Genomic DNA, 13,932 nt, shown 5'->3' with positions numbered 1-13,932 from the left:
ATACAAAATAACTATATGAAATCCTTATTTACTGTTTTCTTTTTGTTTGTACTTCAGCTTTTTTCTGCTCAGGAAGATGTTTATGCCAATGGTGTTTTTGGATTTGAAGAAAATAAAGGACAAAAGATATTTTCGAACTGGACAAGAGTCAGACAGGAACCTAAAGTGGATGCTCAAATTGTAGATTCTTTACAGACGAATCAGCAGATCCTTATTCTTCAAAAAGATGAAAATATTTTGAAATTAGGAGAGAGACGTTCCAATTGGTACAAGATCTCCTATCAGAAAGGAGAGCAAACTGCAGAAGGTTATATCTGGGGTGGAAATCTTTGTGTAGGATACAGAAATAAAAACGGGTATGATTTTCTCTTTGGACTTTCAAAAACTGAAACCAAAAAAGATAAAGCATCCGGAGAGAATTTTAAACAAAATATAGCAAGTATAAAAGTGCTTGAAGGCAATACCCTGATCGATGAGGTTTTTTTTGAAACCGGACAAGGTGAAGAGTTAAGCTATGGAACATTTACTATAGAAAGCAACCATAAATTACAAAATGTAGAACTGACTTTAAAAGCAATGGTTTCAGGAGAGGCTTGTGGAATTGCCAGTTATGATCAATATGTATTATTTAAAGATAAAAAACTCATTACCTTACCGAAATTAACGAATGTAGGTGATGCCGATGTTTATTATCACAGTGAAAGTTTTGTATTTCCAAATGATAAAGGTGGAATTCCCAATGCTTTTATTTTTAAAATGGAAGAAATGGAAAAAGATGAAAAGGACAGGGAAAAGAAAAAACATTCTTCTAAAACATATCTTTGGGATGGCAACTCTTATAAGCTTAAATAAATTTTAAATAACAAATATAAAAACCACCATGAATATTGGTGGTTTTATTTTGAAAGAGTTAATTAGTCTGGGTTTTTCAGTATTGAAGCAAATGCTCTGACTGGAAATGTACCCATCCCCTTGAACTTTGGAGGAACAGCACTGAAAGTAAAACCTTCTTGAGGAAGTAAATGCAAATTGCATAAATGCTCCACGATTATAATTTCGGCGCTGAGAAGGGTGGTGTGAACAGGCCTGGCTTTACCTGATGTATTGTCGATATTAACGGAATCAATACCAACTAATTTGACATCACAGTCTCTCAGATATTCAGCTGCCTTTTGGGTTAAATAAGGATGTTTTTCAAAATAGGTATCAGTTCTCCAGTAAATGTCCCAACCCGTGTGTATTAAAACTGCCTTGTTTCTGATTTCATAATTTTTTAAATGATCTTCAGTAATTTCTAAGGTTTCGGAAAATGGAATCCTGATGACTACAGCATCCAGTTCAGCGAATTTTTCTAATTTCATTCCTGACAGATCTTTTCCATTCTCAAATCTATGGAAAGGACAGTCGATGTAGGTTCCGGTATTGGTCACCATTTCAATTTTGCCAATTTGAAACTCTGTTCCCTCTTCGTAATACTGCTTAGAGTCTTCCCTGCTTAAATAATCACAGATAATAGGTGCTGGTAAGTCCTTGTAGGTGATAAGTCCGTCCTCTATGATATGGCTTAGGTCAATGAGTAGATCCAATGATTTTGCGGGGTTAACGGGTTTTCGTTTATGTGGTTCATTAAAGATTTGCTTATTGATAATATTTGTTTTTCCGACCATTAGAAGTCTTAAATCTTTAACAATATAATCTGCAAGTTCTTTGTCTGTAATATCAACTCCTGCAATATCAAGCCTGAAGTCTTCCCCTTTTATGTTTCCTCCGTTGGTAAAATAAATTTCAAAATCAAATTTCACTCGTTTATCCATAACTGTTATGTTTTGAACAAAGGTGAAAAAACTTAAATGTTATCTACTTGACTTATATCAATTGAGTCTACTTTTCTACTTCTGATCCTGCTTAATGTCTCCGGACTTATTCCAAGATAGGAGGCGATGTGAAAAAGAGGGATTCTTGTTTCTGATTTTGGAAAGAGGGATAGAAAGTAAAAGTAACGCTCAGCGGAGTCGTGAAGTAAAAATGAACTTTCCCTTCTGCACTTTTTAATAAATTCGTTTTCTAATATTGTATGGGTTAATCTATACCATTTGTTATCCTCACTTAAAAGTTGATCGATTAAATTTTTTGGTATTACAATGATTTCGCAATCTTCAATGCAATGAAAATTCAGTTTTGTTTTTTCGCCAGTCAGAAAGCTTGTCAATGCTGTGAGAAAATTATTTTCAAAGAAAAACTCGGTGTTTATTTCTTTGTAATCTTTAAAGTAAAAGCTTCTTACCAATCCTTTCTGAAGGAAAAACAAATCATTTGCTGTTGTATTTTCTTTTATGATAGAATCTCCACTTTTCAGATTTAAAGCTTTAATGCCGGATATTAATGTTTGTTTTTCACTATCTGATAAAGGAAATAGTGATTGTAAAATATCAACAAATTGGGCTACATTATATTCGGTCACAGTTCGGTTGGGTTAATAAGAGAAAGAAATTAGATAAAGCTAATGTACAAAATATTAGGGCACATTATTATAAATGAATAAATAGAATTGTGAGTTTTAAAGTGAACATAAGGGGTTGTCATTGAGCTTTTTAGTAAATGAAGGCGAGGTGTTTTTTAATGTTCTGTCCGTCTTTTTAGGTAATATTTATTACAAAGGGATACAATTAATTCGAGTAACGACACAACCTTATAGATGTGCGTTTTATGAAACTATAATAAATTAACAATTAATACGTTATACATATATACAATCTGGTAATGTACCGGAAAACTCAATACCCTCCTTATTCAAACACCCGATTTTAGCACATCTGTTTGTTCGCGTCAGGTAGATCAAACAAGATATCTTATGTCACAAAAAGTAAAATTCTCATCAGCTTCTGGCTCTCTTTTTTATGCAACCCTAAGGAGTAGAGTAGATCAATTTTTTAGTCAGCATCAATTAAGTCAACATGCTAATGTCCACATGTGGGGTAAAACTGCGTTTTTCCTTGCTGGGTTCACAGGAGTTTACCTTTTAATCATTTTGGCTCCATTACCTATCTGGATGTTCTTACCACTTGCTGCAGTTCTGGGTATGTTTAGTGCCTTTGTAGGCTTCAATGTGTGTCACGACGCTATACATGGTGCCCTCTCTGGTAATAAAAAAGTGAATAAACTATTTGGGATTATTTTTAACCTGATCGGCGCCAATCCATATGTTTGGAGTATCACCCACAATGTGGTTCATCACACCTATACAAATATACCTGGCCACGACGAGGATATTGAGGTAGCACCAGGATTGATCCGGATTGCTGAAGAAGATGAAGTGAATCGCATTCAGCGATACCAGCATTGGTACGCCTTTCCGCTTTACAGTCTGGCCTCCCTGTCATGGGTATTCCGTAAGGATTTTGTGAAGTTTTTCCAGAAAAAAATTGGTGCACATCAAAGCAAGCATCCGAAGCTGGAGTATTTCAATTTATTTTTCTATAAAGCGCTTTATTACTTCCTTTTTATTGTATTGCCCCTATTGGTGATGGATATAAGCTGGTGGCAGTTTCTGATTGGCTTTTTGTTTCTGCATATTGCCGAAGGCTTAACGATGGGACTGGTGTTTCAGCTGGCTCATGTTGTTGAAGGCACTAATTTCCCTGTGCCTAACGAAGCTGGGCAGATGGAAGAAGCATGGGCAGAGCATCAGATGCGTACAACTGCGAATTTTGCAACACACAATAAGCTCGCAGCATTTTTCCTTGGTGGACTGAACAGGCAGATCGAACATCACCTGTTTCCTAAAGTATGCCACATACACTATGGAGAGATCTCCGTCATTGTAAAAAAGACAGCGATGGAGTTCAATTTGCCTTACAATGAAAATAAGAGCTTTTTATCCGCGCTGCGTTCGCATTTTATAACGCTGAAAAAATTTGGTAAAGAGGCGAGTACCAATTAGCTAAAGTATACCTATCTCCTTAAGTGAGCGCGAAAGGATTCGAACCTTTGACCGTCCCGATTAAAAATCGGGATGCTGTATCTTATCTGATGGTTTAATAAGGTTTTGTATTTTATACTTACTTTTCCAAGCTTTTACTTCTCTTTCTCTTTTGTATGCTTCGGATTTGGTATTGAAAGGTTCAAAATAAATAATAGTCCAGTCTTTGGTTTTTGCTGTAAAACCTTTATGGTTTGAAAGATGTTTTCTTAACCTTTCTTGTAGACTTTCACAAGAATGACCAATATAATATTTGTCTAAAGATTTAGAAAAAAGTATGTAGAAATAACACATGAAACTAATGTAAACAAAAAAACTCACAATAAAGATTGTGAGTTCTAAAGTGAGCGCGAAAGGATTCGAACCTTTGACTGTCCCGATTACAATCGGGATGCTCTATTTTGTGTGAATTAATACATGAATTATGTAAACAAAAAAACTCACAATAAAGATTGTGAGTTTTAAGTGAGCGCGAAAGGATTCGAACCTTTGACCGTCTGCTTAGAAGGCAGATGCTCTATCCAGCTGAGCTACGCACCCTAAATAGGTTTTTATTTTAAAAAAGTCGGGGCGGCAGGATTCGAACCTGCGACCTCCTGGTCCCAAACCAGGCGCGATGACCGGACTACGCTACGCCCCGATTAAAGGTCATCTAAAACGAGTTTTACCTCTTTTTTTGTGGGTGCAAATATATGATAGTTTTTTGAATTAAAAAAATAAAAATTGATAAAATATTACTGAATTAAAAATGATTGTCGCTATAAGGTTATTAATCATTATGTTAAATCTATGTAGAGATGGTCTGTTAATTAAGCGTAAAATAAACTTAATAATAATATGGCAGAAATAATAGAGTAATGGGAATGATCAATTTTTCTTAGATTTACCATTCGGAGAAACGATGATAGAGCAGCAGACTGGAGTATATAATAATCCATAGAAGTTTAATGCAAAAGAATTGGAAAATTTTGAAATATTACCTAAAAAAGGTAAAAAATGGTAATATTGATTATAGAACTTATGATTTAAATGAGTCACCTACATCGGAGCAGAGAGAAAATGGTGCAACCAGAGATAAAGCAAGAATAGTAACTGGTAGTGATGGTAGTACTTATATTACAAATCTACATTATAAAAAAGGGTCATTTAAAAAAGTTAGATAATGAGAAAAGAGGAACTATACGATTTAAAATATACTTTATCCGAAAGTATTTATCCAATGCTAAAAGCTTTTAAAGATAAAGTAGATAAAAAGGAGATGCCAACTTTACCTGATTTCAAAAATGAAATCTTTTTTGAAGATAAAAAGATGACTGTTGATTTAATGTTTAGGTTTTGGAGTGATAGGCTCGGGGAAATGATTTTCCCATTTGAATATTATTGTTATCCAAAAAAATTTGAGAATATTTCAATAGATGAAAGGGAGGAAAAAATACAAAAAGGATTAGATGTTTTTGCAAAATATTTCAATGATTTGTGGATCTAAAAGTCATATCCTCCTGTACTAATGCTAGCGTCTTGCTCGTATCCGACATAAAAAAATTATACAAAAGACCGGAAAATATATTTTCCGGTCTTTTGTATTTTAGAATGCTTAACAAGCAATTATGTCTCTGCAATTCCACCAACTTTTTCTATCTGCCCACCAACAAGTTTAAATTCAATTCCATGTTCGGTATCCACCTGATAACGAATACTGATTTTAATAGTGTGGTTTTCTAAAACCCTTAAATACATTAGTTCTTTAATATACTCATTGTGTTTTTCTACAGTGTCAATACCCAATGCTGCTTCGCCGGATTTTTCTGGGTTTTCAAAATAATGAGCATAATGTTTTTGATAATAGTCAAAGGCTTTATTCTGAATGCTACTTAGATTAGTTTCAATATTTGCCAAGAAATCCTGATACGTATTTGCAAAAGCATCCAGCTGATTTTCAGTGGGTGGTTCTTCAATTTCTTCTCCATCATCATCAAACTCTTCTCCAAGAAATATAGTAATATTCTGTTCTGTGAAAAACGGATGAGAGAATGAGATATGAGATGAAAAACCTGCCCAATCTTGATCTACGGAGCCCCAATATGGATGTGTTGTCATATTTTTTTAATTATAAACATAATGTGAAAATAGAAATAAATATCGTTAGATAGATGATTCTTTTGCGTAAAAAATTTTTACATTTTCTTACATTTACCTTGTCGGAAAATTATAAGGTGGACCTATTTTAAATAATAAAAGAAATGATAGATATCATAGAATTTAAAGAGAATTTGGGGCTAAGCGAAATCCCAACGGAGCTGGAAAAATTGATCTATTTTCAGAACAATATTTCTTCTTTCGAAAATTATGTAGATGGTTTTGGAGTTTTAATAGATGATAAATCTGGATTGATGAGTTGGAGCGAGGATGAGAGTTTTTTGAATCGTTTATTTCCTTTTGCTCAGGCAAATGGTTCAGGTTCAATTTATGCAGTTTGGAATGATGGATCCAATCAGCCCTTAAATCAAATGCCTATTGTGGTTTTTGGAGATGAAGGTGGTGTTCATATTGTTGCAGTCAATATCTTGCAACTTTTTTACTTGCTCACCTATGATACTGAAATTGGAGTGGATTTTGATGAAGCTTATTTTTACAGAGACGAAGAGAGTTATGGAGAGAGTGAAGATTTGAGGGAATATTTAAAGTGGATGAAAGGAGACTACAACTTTGATCAAATTGAAGATCCTAATTTGCTGATTAAAGTTGCTCAGGAAAAGTACAAAGAGATTTTTGATCAATGGTTTGAACAGTATTTTCAAGATTAATCAATCAAGGCATTCTCACAATTGTATAGGTATAATTGTGGGTAAGTAATAAAAGTAACTCTACGAATACTAATATAAAAACAGATATTATAAAATTGAAAGAAACAGATTTTTATAAAATGTACCTACCAGCATTAGAACAGGTACTAAAGAATGATTCTTTAATTGAATAAAACTTGTCAGAATTGATCAATATGCACTACCAAAATTATAATTATACAAGCAAATCCTAAGTAATAAAAATTCTTGATAGCAATACAAATATTATAGAGGTAATTATTGGAGCAATCAATGGAATAAATGATCCCGAATGGTTGGAAGGATTATGCATAAGGTATATTCTTAATGAAGATTTTGGGATAGCAAGGGCTGCAATATACGGAATTAGTGACATAGCAAGAATGTATGGCAAATTATCCAATAGGAAAGTAGTAGAAATGCAGTTTACTCAAATTAATGACCAGAGGTTGAAATGCATAATTAAGGAGGTAAAAGATGATCTTAGAATATTTTTAAAAGATGGCTGAAAACAAAAAAACTCACAATATGAATTGTGAGTTTAGAAGTGAGCGCGAAAGGATTCGAACCTTTGACCGTCCCGATTACAATCGGGATGCTCTATCCTATATTATTTCTTTGCTGAAGTATATAAAAACAAAAAAACTCACAATAGAGATTGTGAGTTTAGAAGTGAGCGCGAAAGGATTCGAACCTTTGACCGTCTGCTTAGAAGGCAGATGCTCTATCCAGCTGAGCTACGCACCCATAAAAAGTTGATTCTCGCTTAGTCTATAAGCGCGTTAAAAAAAAGTCGGGGCGGCAGGATTCGAACCTGCGACCTCCTGGTCCCAAACCAGGCGCGATGACCGGACTACGCTACGCCCCGAAAATGATAGTCGCGGAGAGTAAGGGATTCGAACCCTTGGTACCGTTTCCAGTACGCATGTTTAGCAAACATGTCCTTTCGGCCTCTCAGGCAACTCTCCTGTTATAACGTTTTTTGAATGATCGTTGTTCCGTTATTGCGAGTGCAAATATAGAATAGATTTCTTTATTTACCAAATAAATTTCAAGAAAATTTTACGTATTTTTGAGGGTAATAAATGATTAAAAATTTCGACTAATGCGTAAAACATTATATATCATCGGATTAAGTGCTTTTGTTTTTTCTTGTACCCCTCAAAAGAATGTTAAGAAAAGTACATACAAACCAAAAAATCCAGTGACACAACCAAAAACGGTAGTAAAAACACCTGCTACTGAAAAGCCAAAACCACAAATTACCAATGACCGCGGAGTAGAATTTTTCACCACCAATATCGCCGATCCAACGAAGAATGATAATACGGCTAGCTACGGTTCAATTGTCTCTGCAAAACCTGGAGGATATAAGGTTGTAAAAACATACTTTCCGGCTGTTGCTCAAAATTTCAGACAAAAATATTTAATACTGCATTATACGGCTTTACCGGACGATAAATCGATCATGGTTCTAACACAGCAGACTGTAAGTGCTCACTATTTGGTTAATAATACCGGAGATAATGAGATCTATCAATTGGTAGATGAAAATAAACGTGCTTATCATGCCGGAATAAGCTCTTGGAGAAGTGACAAAAATCTGAATGATAACTCAATTGGAGTTGAAATCGTCAACATGGGATATACAACTGATGCTGCAGGGAAAAGAACTTTTGCGCCATTTAGTGATGAGCAGGTAAGAAAGGTTGCTGCTTTAGCAAAAGATATTGTGGTTAGATATCAGATTCCTGCAACCAATGTATTGGCGCATTCCGATATTGCGCCCACAAGAAAGCAGGATCCGGGACCAATGTTTCCATGGAAAAAACTATATGACGAATATCAGATAGGAATGTGGTATGATGAGGCAGCAAAACAAAGTATCTTTGAATTAGCGCAACTTGATTTCCAGACCCGATACAATGAAGCTTCATTTATCTTTTTAATTCAGACAGCATTTCAGAAATTTGGATATGGAATAGAGTTGAGTGGAGCATGGGATGATGCGACAAAAAAAACAATTGAAGCCTTTCAGTATCATTTCCGTCCACAAAACTATGATGGAATTATGGATGCCGAAACATGGGCCATATTGCAAGCTTTGAATCAGAAATATCCTGTAAAATAAAATTTAAAGCGCATCCGATAACGATGCGTTTTTGCTATATTTAAACGATAAAAAAATAAAAAATCTGTAATGGAAAATTTCAGAAAAGAAAGCGATTTGCTGGGAGAACTTAATGTACCGGTAGATGCTTATTATGGAGTGCAAACCCAAAGAGCGATCAATAACTTCAAAATTTCGGGACAGCTTCTTTCTTCATATCCGGACTTTATTAAAGGATTGGCTTTTGTGAAAAAGGCGGCTGCTAAAACGAATTACGAGTTAGGCTTATTGGATGAAGAGTTGTATTTCAAAATCGCAGAAACCTGCGATGAACTTATTGATGGAAAACTTCATGAACAGTTTCCTGTAGATATGATTCAGGGTGGCGCAGGAACTTCAATAAACATGAATGCCAATGAAGTAATTGCTAACAGAGTTTTAGAGAAATTAGGTAAAAATAAAGGGGAATATCAGTTCTGTTCACCCAACGACCATATCAATCTTTCTCAGTCGACAAACGATGCATATCCTACTGCTATAAAAATGGGACTTCTGCGTATGAACGTAGGATTAGTTGAAAGACTTGAGAAAATTGTAAATGCTTTTCGTGTAAAAGGACAGGAATTTCAGGATGTTATAAAAATGGGAAGAACGCAGCTTCAAGACGCTGTTCCTATGACTTTGGGACAGGAGTTTGAAGCTTTTGCTGCCAATCTTGAAGAAGATATTTCTAAATTGAATAACAACGCTGACCTTTTTGTTGAGGTTAATATGGGAGCTACAGCAATCGGTACAGGAATCAATGCTCCGATTGGATATGCTAGTCTTTGTGCTAAAAACCTAGCTCAGATTACAGGTTTTCCAATTGTTTCTGCTCCAAATTTAGTAGAAGCTACTCCTGATACAGGTTCTTACGTGATCTACTCGTCAGCGATGAAACGTCTTGCTTTAAAATTATCAAAGATCTGTAATGATTTGAGATTGCTTTCTTCAGGGCCAAGAGCTGGGCTTTTTGAGATCAATCTGCCGCCAATGCAACCAGGATCATCTATTATGCCTGGGAAAGTAAATCCGGTAATTCCTGAGGTGGTTAATCAAGTCTGTTTTAAAGTAATCGGGAACGATCTTACAGTGACCTTTGCTGCAGAAGCAGGACAATTACAGCTGAATGTAATGGAACCTGTACTTTCTCATGCGATCATGGAAAATATTAATTTCCTCTCCAATGCGTTAGATACCCTTCGTGATAAATGTATCGTTGGTATTACAGCCAATAAGGAAGTGTGTTTAAATATGGTGAAACACAGTATCGGTATTGTAACCGCTCTTAATCCTTATATTGGATATAAGAAATCAACGGAAATTGCCAAAGAAGCATTAGAAACAGGAAAAAGTGTATATAATTTAGTGTTGGAAAAAGGAGTTCTTACTCAGGAAAAACTGGATGAGATTCTTGATCCTAAAAATATGCTGATGCCTCATAATAAATAATATTTTTGCAAATCTGTAACAGATAATAATACAAAAGGTCTTCACTTGAATCACAGTGTTTTTTAAGTGAAGGTCTCTATAATACATGATAAAAAATTGAGGTTTTTAATTGTAATTCCGGCACACAACGAAGAGGATAATCTTCCATTTACTTTAGATTCTTTACAACAGCAGCGTTATAAAGATTTTAAGGTTGTGGTCAGTAATGATGGTTCTACAGACCGGACTTCTGAAATCATAAAAAAATATACTGATAATGATTCCAGGTTTGAAACTGTAAACCTCCAGAAGTCGGCACATCAGCCAGGTTCTAAAGTAGTGAATGCTTTTAAGAAAGGTCTGGAAACACAGAGTCCTGATGCCTTTGACATCATTTGTAAGTTTGATGCTGATATTATTTTGTCCGAAAACTATCTTGAAACAATAGAAGAAGCCTTCAGAAATAATCCGAAATATGGTTTGATAGGAGGTTTGTTATATGTGGAAAAAGATGGTGAATGGGTGTATGAAGGGAATTCAAATAAAAATCATGTGAGAGGACCTATGAAAGCCTATAGAAAAGAATGTTTTCAAGCGATGGGAGGATTAAGGGAAACATTAGGCTGGGATAATATTGATTCCATATTACTGGAAAATCTAGGTTGGAAAGAGATCGTTTTACCAGAATTAAAAGTGAAATTAATCAAAGTTAAGGGCGCTGATTACACGGTAAAGGAATTTGATTATTATGGAAGGTATTTTTATTTTTTAGGGCTGAACAGGTTTCTTGCTTATATCGCATCTTCGAAGGAAGCGATGAAAAGTAAATCAATTCCTTTTTTCTTTAAGATCATTAAAACATATGAAGACTGCAGGTCGAAGAAATTGGAACTGAAGATCAGTAAAGATGAACAGCGAGTTATCAACAGCCAACGCTGGAAAGCTTTAAAAAAGAAATGGTTGGGGATTTAAAATTCAAATCATCAGTATAAATTCATTTATATCAATAGCAACGGATTTTAGTTGAAATAAAATACTTTGAAAAATATAGCCTACATAGAAATAGACACTCACACTGAAATTGCACAGGCTTTCATGGATATTATGAAAGACTCAGAGCAGTTTTCAGTCGATTATTATTTTTCAAAAAAAATCAAAGATCAGATCAGAGAAGATGGTGAGGCTGTTTTTTTATCAGACAGTTCGATGATAGGTGATCAATTGAAAGAAAAAAAATATGACCTTATTATTATCGGAACTGTACACCGTTATTTTAATACTTTTCTGACGATTGTTCAGAAATACAATGCCGCTGTTATTACCCATAATCTCAACTTTGCTCAGTCTTCAAAATTTGGTTTAATAAAAAGTATTTTCAAAGAAGATGTTATGTATAGGCTTAAATTATGGTGGAAAGAAAGTTTGGTTTATTCTTCAAAAGTTTATAAGCGGGCAAAACATCTATTGGTTCTTGATCAGGAATTGTCTTCAGAAGCATATAAATTTCTACCTCTTTTTTATACGGTCGATTTTGATAAAACTCAAAGTAATGATCTGATAATTGTTATTCCAGGGGGAGTTTCACAGAGAAGGAGAGATTATCAGCATGTTTTTAAAACGATTCAAGGTCTTAATGCTGCTCAGAAATGTTCCTTTATATTTCTTGGAAAATCTGAGGGTGAAGAATTGGAGATTCTTGACGATTTATCTCAAAACCTATCCGAAAATAGTACAATACACTATTTTAAAGAGAGGGTGTCAGGGGATGATTATGAAAACTGGATGCGGAAAGCGGATGTATTATGGTGTCCGATCCAACAGGAGACAGCGTTTTTCAGTCAGAAAGAATTTTATGGAAAAACTAAAATGACAGGAAATATAGGCGATGCTATTAAATATGGTAAGCTGGCAGTTTTCCCCAAAGATTATCCATCACAATTAGATTTTATAATTCCCGAAAAAGAAAATGTCATTGAGCAGTTCCAACAGCTTAAAAGCCAAAGTTTTGATTTTCAAAAAAACTATGGCAAAAAGAATGTTCAGGCAACTCTGGAGAAAGTATTAAATAGTCTTATTTAAATTTAAAAATACCTTTAATAAAAGTCTTATTCAGATAATCTTCAAGAGGAAATATTTTCGTGAAGTAATTCCCAATATAAATCAATATCAAAACAACTGCCGGCTTATAGAATAAATTGATGAGGTTATTGTTGAATGTAGGTAAAACAATAGCTACGGTGATCGCTAGCGTACAAATGATGGAAACAAAGATCATCTCAATACTTAGTGGTGAAACTTTAAACATAAAGTAGTTGAAAGCAATTTTAATCACGTTGTAGGTAGTTAATGAAATGGCCGTCGACAAAGCAATTCCAATTAACTTTAAGTCTGTGTTTTTAATAAAATAATAGTTCAAACCTATTGTTAATCCTGCTAGTAGAAGCATTACCAGAATATTGAAACGGTAATATTTTGAAAGAGAAATAATATTTCCATTAAATCCTGTTGCCAGGTCCACTAAAACAGCCGATCCCCAGATCCATACCACAGGCTCATATTCTCTCAGCATAATCCCATTTTTAGGCATAAACTGAGTAAGAAAAGGAAAGCCAACCATGATACATGAAAACAGTACGGCACCCAAAAAATATAAAGATAAAGATGTCTTTTTATGGAATCGGTCTAATTCTTCCATATCTCCCTCTGCAAGCGTTTTGCTGATAATCGGTGCTGAAATATTGAACAGTCCTAATTGCGGAATAGAGATCAATGAGATAAGGGCGTAGATAACTGCATAAACACCATTTTCTTCCATTCCCATAAATTCACCGATCATAAAGCTGTTGATCGCAAGATAGTTCCCAAAAGTCCCTAAAAAACCGAAAAAACTGTAGTTTGAAAACTCTTTCCAGAAGTTGTTTTTTTTGAAATAATCTGTGCTAAAATCTAACCTGATTTTTTCTAATCTATTCGTGTAATAAATATATCCAAAAAGCATTAATGCAAATATTCCAAAGAAAAATGCGAAAGCTATTTTTTGTGATAAAAGGAGATAGGAAAAAATGCAGAAAGCCCCTAAATTAGCTATTTTAGGAAGAAGGTTATCAAAAACATTAGAAACAACAATTCTCTTATAATTTGAAATATATTTATTGAAAATGGCACAAAGTGACAGTATTAAAACAAGTGGTAAAATAATTTGCTTACTCTTCCAGGCTTCCAGTTTAATAAATTTTGGATATAAGAAAGGTATTAAAAAGAAAACAATACAAAATATGATAAAACTGATCAGTATGGTAAGTAATGATAAGGAAAGCATATTTTGCTTTTTACCATCTTTTTCCAGTCTGTGAAAAAACTTAACATTTGAATATGAGATCCCCAGTACAACAAAAGGGACAAGCATTTCTGCTGTAGACAGAATGTAGCGTAGCTTTCCGTAAAATTCAAAATTACTCGGAAAGATAAAGATAGCTGAAACGGTACCCAACAAGAAACCAATATAACCAATAATGGAATATTTGAATCCCTGTCTTGCTACTACACTCATA

Annotated in this window: 14 protein-coding genes and 5 tRNA genes; 9 read left to right on the top strand and 10 right to left on the bottom strand. The window is 34.4% G+C overall.

All coding sequences use genetic code 11. The features are described from left to right. Positions 1 to 15 precede the first annotated feature (15 nt). Positions 16 to 852 carry an SH3 domain-containing protein gene (locus NG806_RS10260; protein WP_261512955.1) on the top strand — a complete coding sequence of 279 codons (837 nt, stop codon included), beginning with the start codon at positions 16 to 18 and terminating at the stop codon, positions 850 to 852. 62 nt (positions 853 to 914) lie between these two features. Here the strand turns inward: NG806_RS10260 and NG806_RS10255 are convergent, their stop codons facing one another. Beyond that, positions 915 to 1,814, bottom strand: coding sequence for a cyclase family protein (locus NG806_RS10255; RefSeq protein WP_261512953.1), 900 nt, complete (start codon positions 1,812 to 1,814; stop codon positions 915 to 917). Between the two features lie 32 nt (positions 1,815 to 1,846). Continuing rightward, positions 1,847 to 2,461, bottom strand: coding sequence for a Crp/Fnr family transcriptional regulator (locus tag NG806_RS10250; protein WP_214833540.1), 615 nt, complete (start codon positions 2,459 to 2,461; stop codon positions 1,847 to 1,849). A gap of 390 nt (positions 2,462 to 2,851) precedes the next feature. On the opposite strand from NG806_RS10250, the gene NG806_RS10245 reads away from it, so the two are divergent. Further along, positions 2,852 to 3,940: a fatty acid desaturase family protein gene (locus NG806_RS10245; RefSeq protein WP_261512952.1), complete on the top strand. Its 1,089-nt coding sequence runs from the start codon at positions 2,852 to 2,854 to the stop codon at positions 3,938 to 3,940. 60 nt (positions 3,941 to 4,000) lie between these two features. Here NG806_RS10245 and NG806_RS10240 read toward each other — a convergent pair whose 3' ends face one another. From NG806_RS10240 to NG806_RS10230, 3 genes are all read right to left on the bottom strand, one after another. Beyond that, positions 4,001 to 4,273, bottom strand: coding sequence for a GIY-YIG nuclease family protein (locus NG806_RS10240; RefSeq protein ID WP_261512951.1), 273 nt, complete (start codon positions 4,271 to 4,273; stop codon positions 4,001 to 4,003). A gap of 172 nt (positions 4,274 to 4,445) precedes the next feature. Then, positions 4,446 to 4,519 (bottom strand) — tRNA-Arg (locus NG806_RS10235). Positions 4,520 to 4,544: 25 nt separating this feature from the next. Next, positions 4,545 to 4,619: transfer RNA gene (locus NG806_RS10230), tRNA-Pro, on the bottom strand. Between the two features lie 307 nt (positions 4,620 to 4,926). Between NG806_RS10230 and NG806_RS10225 the strand changes: the two genes are divergently transcribed. Then, positions 4,927 to 5,142, top strand: a complete 216-nt coding sequence (locus tag NG806_RS10225; RefSeq protein WP_261512950.1) for a hypothetical protein — start codon at positions 4,927 to 4,929, stop codon at positions 5,140 to 5,142. Further along, entirely contained in the window at positions 5,142 to 5,465 is a 324-nt protein-coding gene (locus NG806_RS10220) for a hypothetical protein (RefSeq protein WP_214833531.1), read from the top strand. The genes NG806_RS10225 and NG806_RS10220 overlap by 1 nt, the downstream gene beginning before the upstream one ends. 119 nt (positions 5,466 to 5,584) lie before the next feature. Here the strand turns inward: NG806_RS10220 and NG806_RS10215 are convergent, their stop codons facing one another. Further along, entirely contained in the window at positions 5,585 to 6,076 is a 492-nt protein-coding gene (locus tag NG806_RS10215; protein ID WP_261512948.1) for a DUF6985 domain-containing protein, read from the bottom strand. Between the two features lie 143 nt (positions 6,077 to 6,219). On the opposite strand from NG806_RS10215, the gene NG806_RS10210 reads away from it, so the two are divergent. After that, positions 6,220 to 6,783 (top strand): hypothetical protein, encoded by a 564-nt coding sequence (locus NG806_RS10210; protein ID WP_214833527.1) that lies wholly within the window; start codon positions 6,220 to 6,222, stop codon positions 6,781 to 6,783. Between the two features lie 691 nt (positions 6,784 to 7,474). On the opposite strand, the gene NG806_RS10205 is transcribed toward NG806_RS10210, so the two are convergent. From NG806_RS10205 to NG806_RS10195, 3 genes are all read right to left on the bottom strand, one after another. Continuing rightward, positions 7,475 to 7,548: transfer RNA gene (locus NG806_RS10205), tRNA-Arg, on the bottom strand. A 46-nt stretch (positions 7,549 to 7,594) separates the two neighbouring features. Beyond that, positions 7,595 to 7,669 (bottom strand) — tRNA-Pro (locus NG806_RS10200). 13 nt (positions 7,670 to 7,682) lie between these two features. Beyond that, a tRNA-Ser gene (locus tag NG806_RS10195) sits at positions 7,683 to 7,769 on the bottom strand. 137 nt (positions 7,770 to 7,906) lie between these two features. Here NG806_RS10195 and NG806_RS10190 point away from each other — a divergent pair. The 4 genes from NG806_RS10190 (at position 7,907) to NG806_RS10175 (ending at position 12,460) form a co-directional block, all read left to right on the top strand. After that, on the top strand, positions 7,907 to 8,932 hold the full coding sequence (locus tag NG806_RS10190; protein ID WP_261512947.1) for an N-acetylmuramoyl-L-alanine amidase: 1,026 nt from the start codon (positions 7,907 to 7,909) through the stop codon (positions 8,930 to 8,932). 69 nt (positions 8,933 to 9,001) lie between these two features. Next, positions 9,002 to 10,402 carry an aspartate ammonia-lyase gene (gene aspA / locus NG806_RS10185; RefSeq protein ID WP_261512946.1) on the top strand — a complete coding sequence of 467 codons (1,401 nt, stop codon included), beginning with the start codon at positions 9,002 to 9,004 and terminating at the stop codon, positions 10,400 to 10,402. A gap of 96 nt (positions 10,403 to 10,498) precedes the next feature. Then, a complete protein-coding gene (locus NG806_RS10180) occupies positions 10,499 to 11,353 on the top strand; it encodes a glycosyltransferase (RefSeq protein ID WP_261512944.1) in 855 nt (284 codons plus the stop codon). Positions 11,354 to 11,419: 66 nt separating this feature from the next. Further along, positions 11,420 to 12,460, top strand: a complete 1,041-nt coding sequence (locus tag NG806_RS10175) for a hypothetical protein (RefSeq protein ID WP_261512942.1) — start codon at positions 11,420 to 11,422, stop codon at positions 12,458 to 12,460. Here NG806_RS10175 and NG806_RS10170 read toward each other — a convergent pair. Next, on the bottom strand, positions 12,453 to 13,931 hold the full coding sequence (locus tag NG806_RS10170) for a lipopolysaccharide biosynthesis protein (RefSeq protein WP_214827202.1): 1,479 nt from the start codon (positions 13,929 to 13,931) through the stop codon (positions 12,453 to 12,455). The genes NG806_RS10175 and NG806_RS10170 overlap by 8 nt on opposite strands. Position 13,932: the final 1 nt, after the last annotated feature.

The organism is Chryseobacterium paludis (genome assembly GCF_025403485.1).
Classification (GTDB): Bacteria; Bacteroidota; Bacteroidia; order Flavobacteriales; family Weeksellaceae; genus Chryseobacterium; species Chryseobacterium paludis.
This window is presented reverse-complemented; position numbering and strand designations above follow the sequence as displayed.

Excerpts from the sequence above, each read along its gene's own strand:
- NG806_RS10225 (WP_261512950.1), top strand. The coding sequence starts at position 4,927 with ATGCAAAAGAATTGGAAAATTTTGAAATATTACCTAAAAAAGGTAAAA.
- NG806_RS10210 (WP_214833527.1), top strand. The coding sequence starts at position 6,220 with ATGATAGATATCATAGAATTTAAAGAGAATTTGGGGCTAAGCGAAATC.
- NG806_RS10170 (WP_214827202.1), bottom strand. The coding sequence starts at position 13,931 with ATGAGTGTAGTAGCAAGACAGGGATTCAAATATTCCATTATTGGTTAT.
- NG806_RS10240 (WP_261512951.1), bottom strand. The coding sequence starts at position 4,273 with ATGTGTTATTTCTACATACTTTTTTCTAAATCTTTAGACAAATATTAT.
- NG806_RS10190 (WP_261512947.1), top strand. The coding sequence starts at position 7,907 with ATGCGTAAAACATTATATATCATCGGATTAAGTGCTTTTGTTTTTTCT.
- NG806_RS10215 (WP_261512948.1), bottom strand. The coding sequence starts at position 6,076 with ATGACAACACATCCATATTGGGGCTCCGTAGATCAAGATTGGGCAGGT.
- NG806_RS10255 (WP_261512953.1), bottom strand. The coding sequence starts at position 1,814 with ATGGATAAACGAGTGAAATTTGATTTTGAAATTTATTTTACCAACGGA.
- NG806_RS10260 (WP_261512955.1), top strand. The coding sequence starts at position 16 with ATGAAATCCTTATTTACTGTTTTCTTTTTGTTTGTACTTCAGCTTTTT.
- aspA (WP_261512946.1), top strand. The coding sequence starts at position 9,002 with ATGGAAAATTTCAGAAAAGAAAGCGATTTGCTGGGAGAACTTAATGTA.
- NG806_RS10220 (WP_214833531.1), top strand. The coding sequence starts at position 5,142 with ATGAGAAAAGAGGAACTATACGATTTAAAATATACTTTATCCGAAAGT.
- NG806_RS10245 (WP_261512952.1), top strand. The coding sequence starts at position 2,852 with ATGTCACAAAAAGTAAAATTCTCATCAGCTTCTGGCTCTCTTTTTTAT.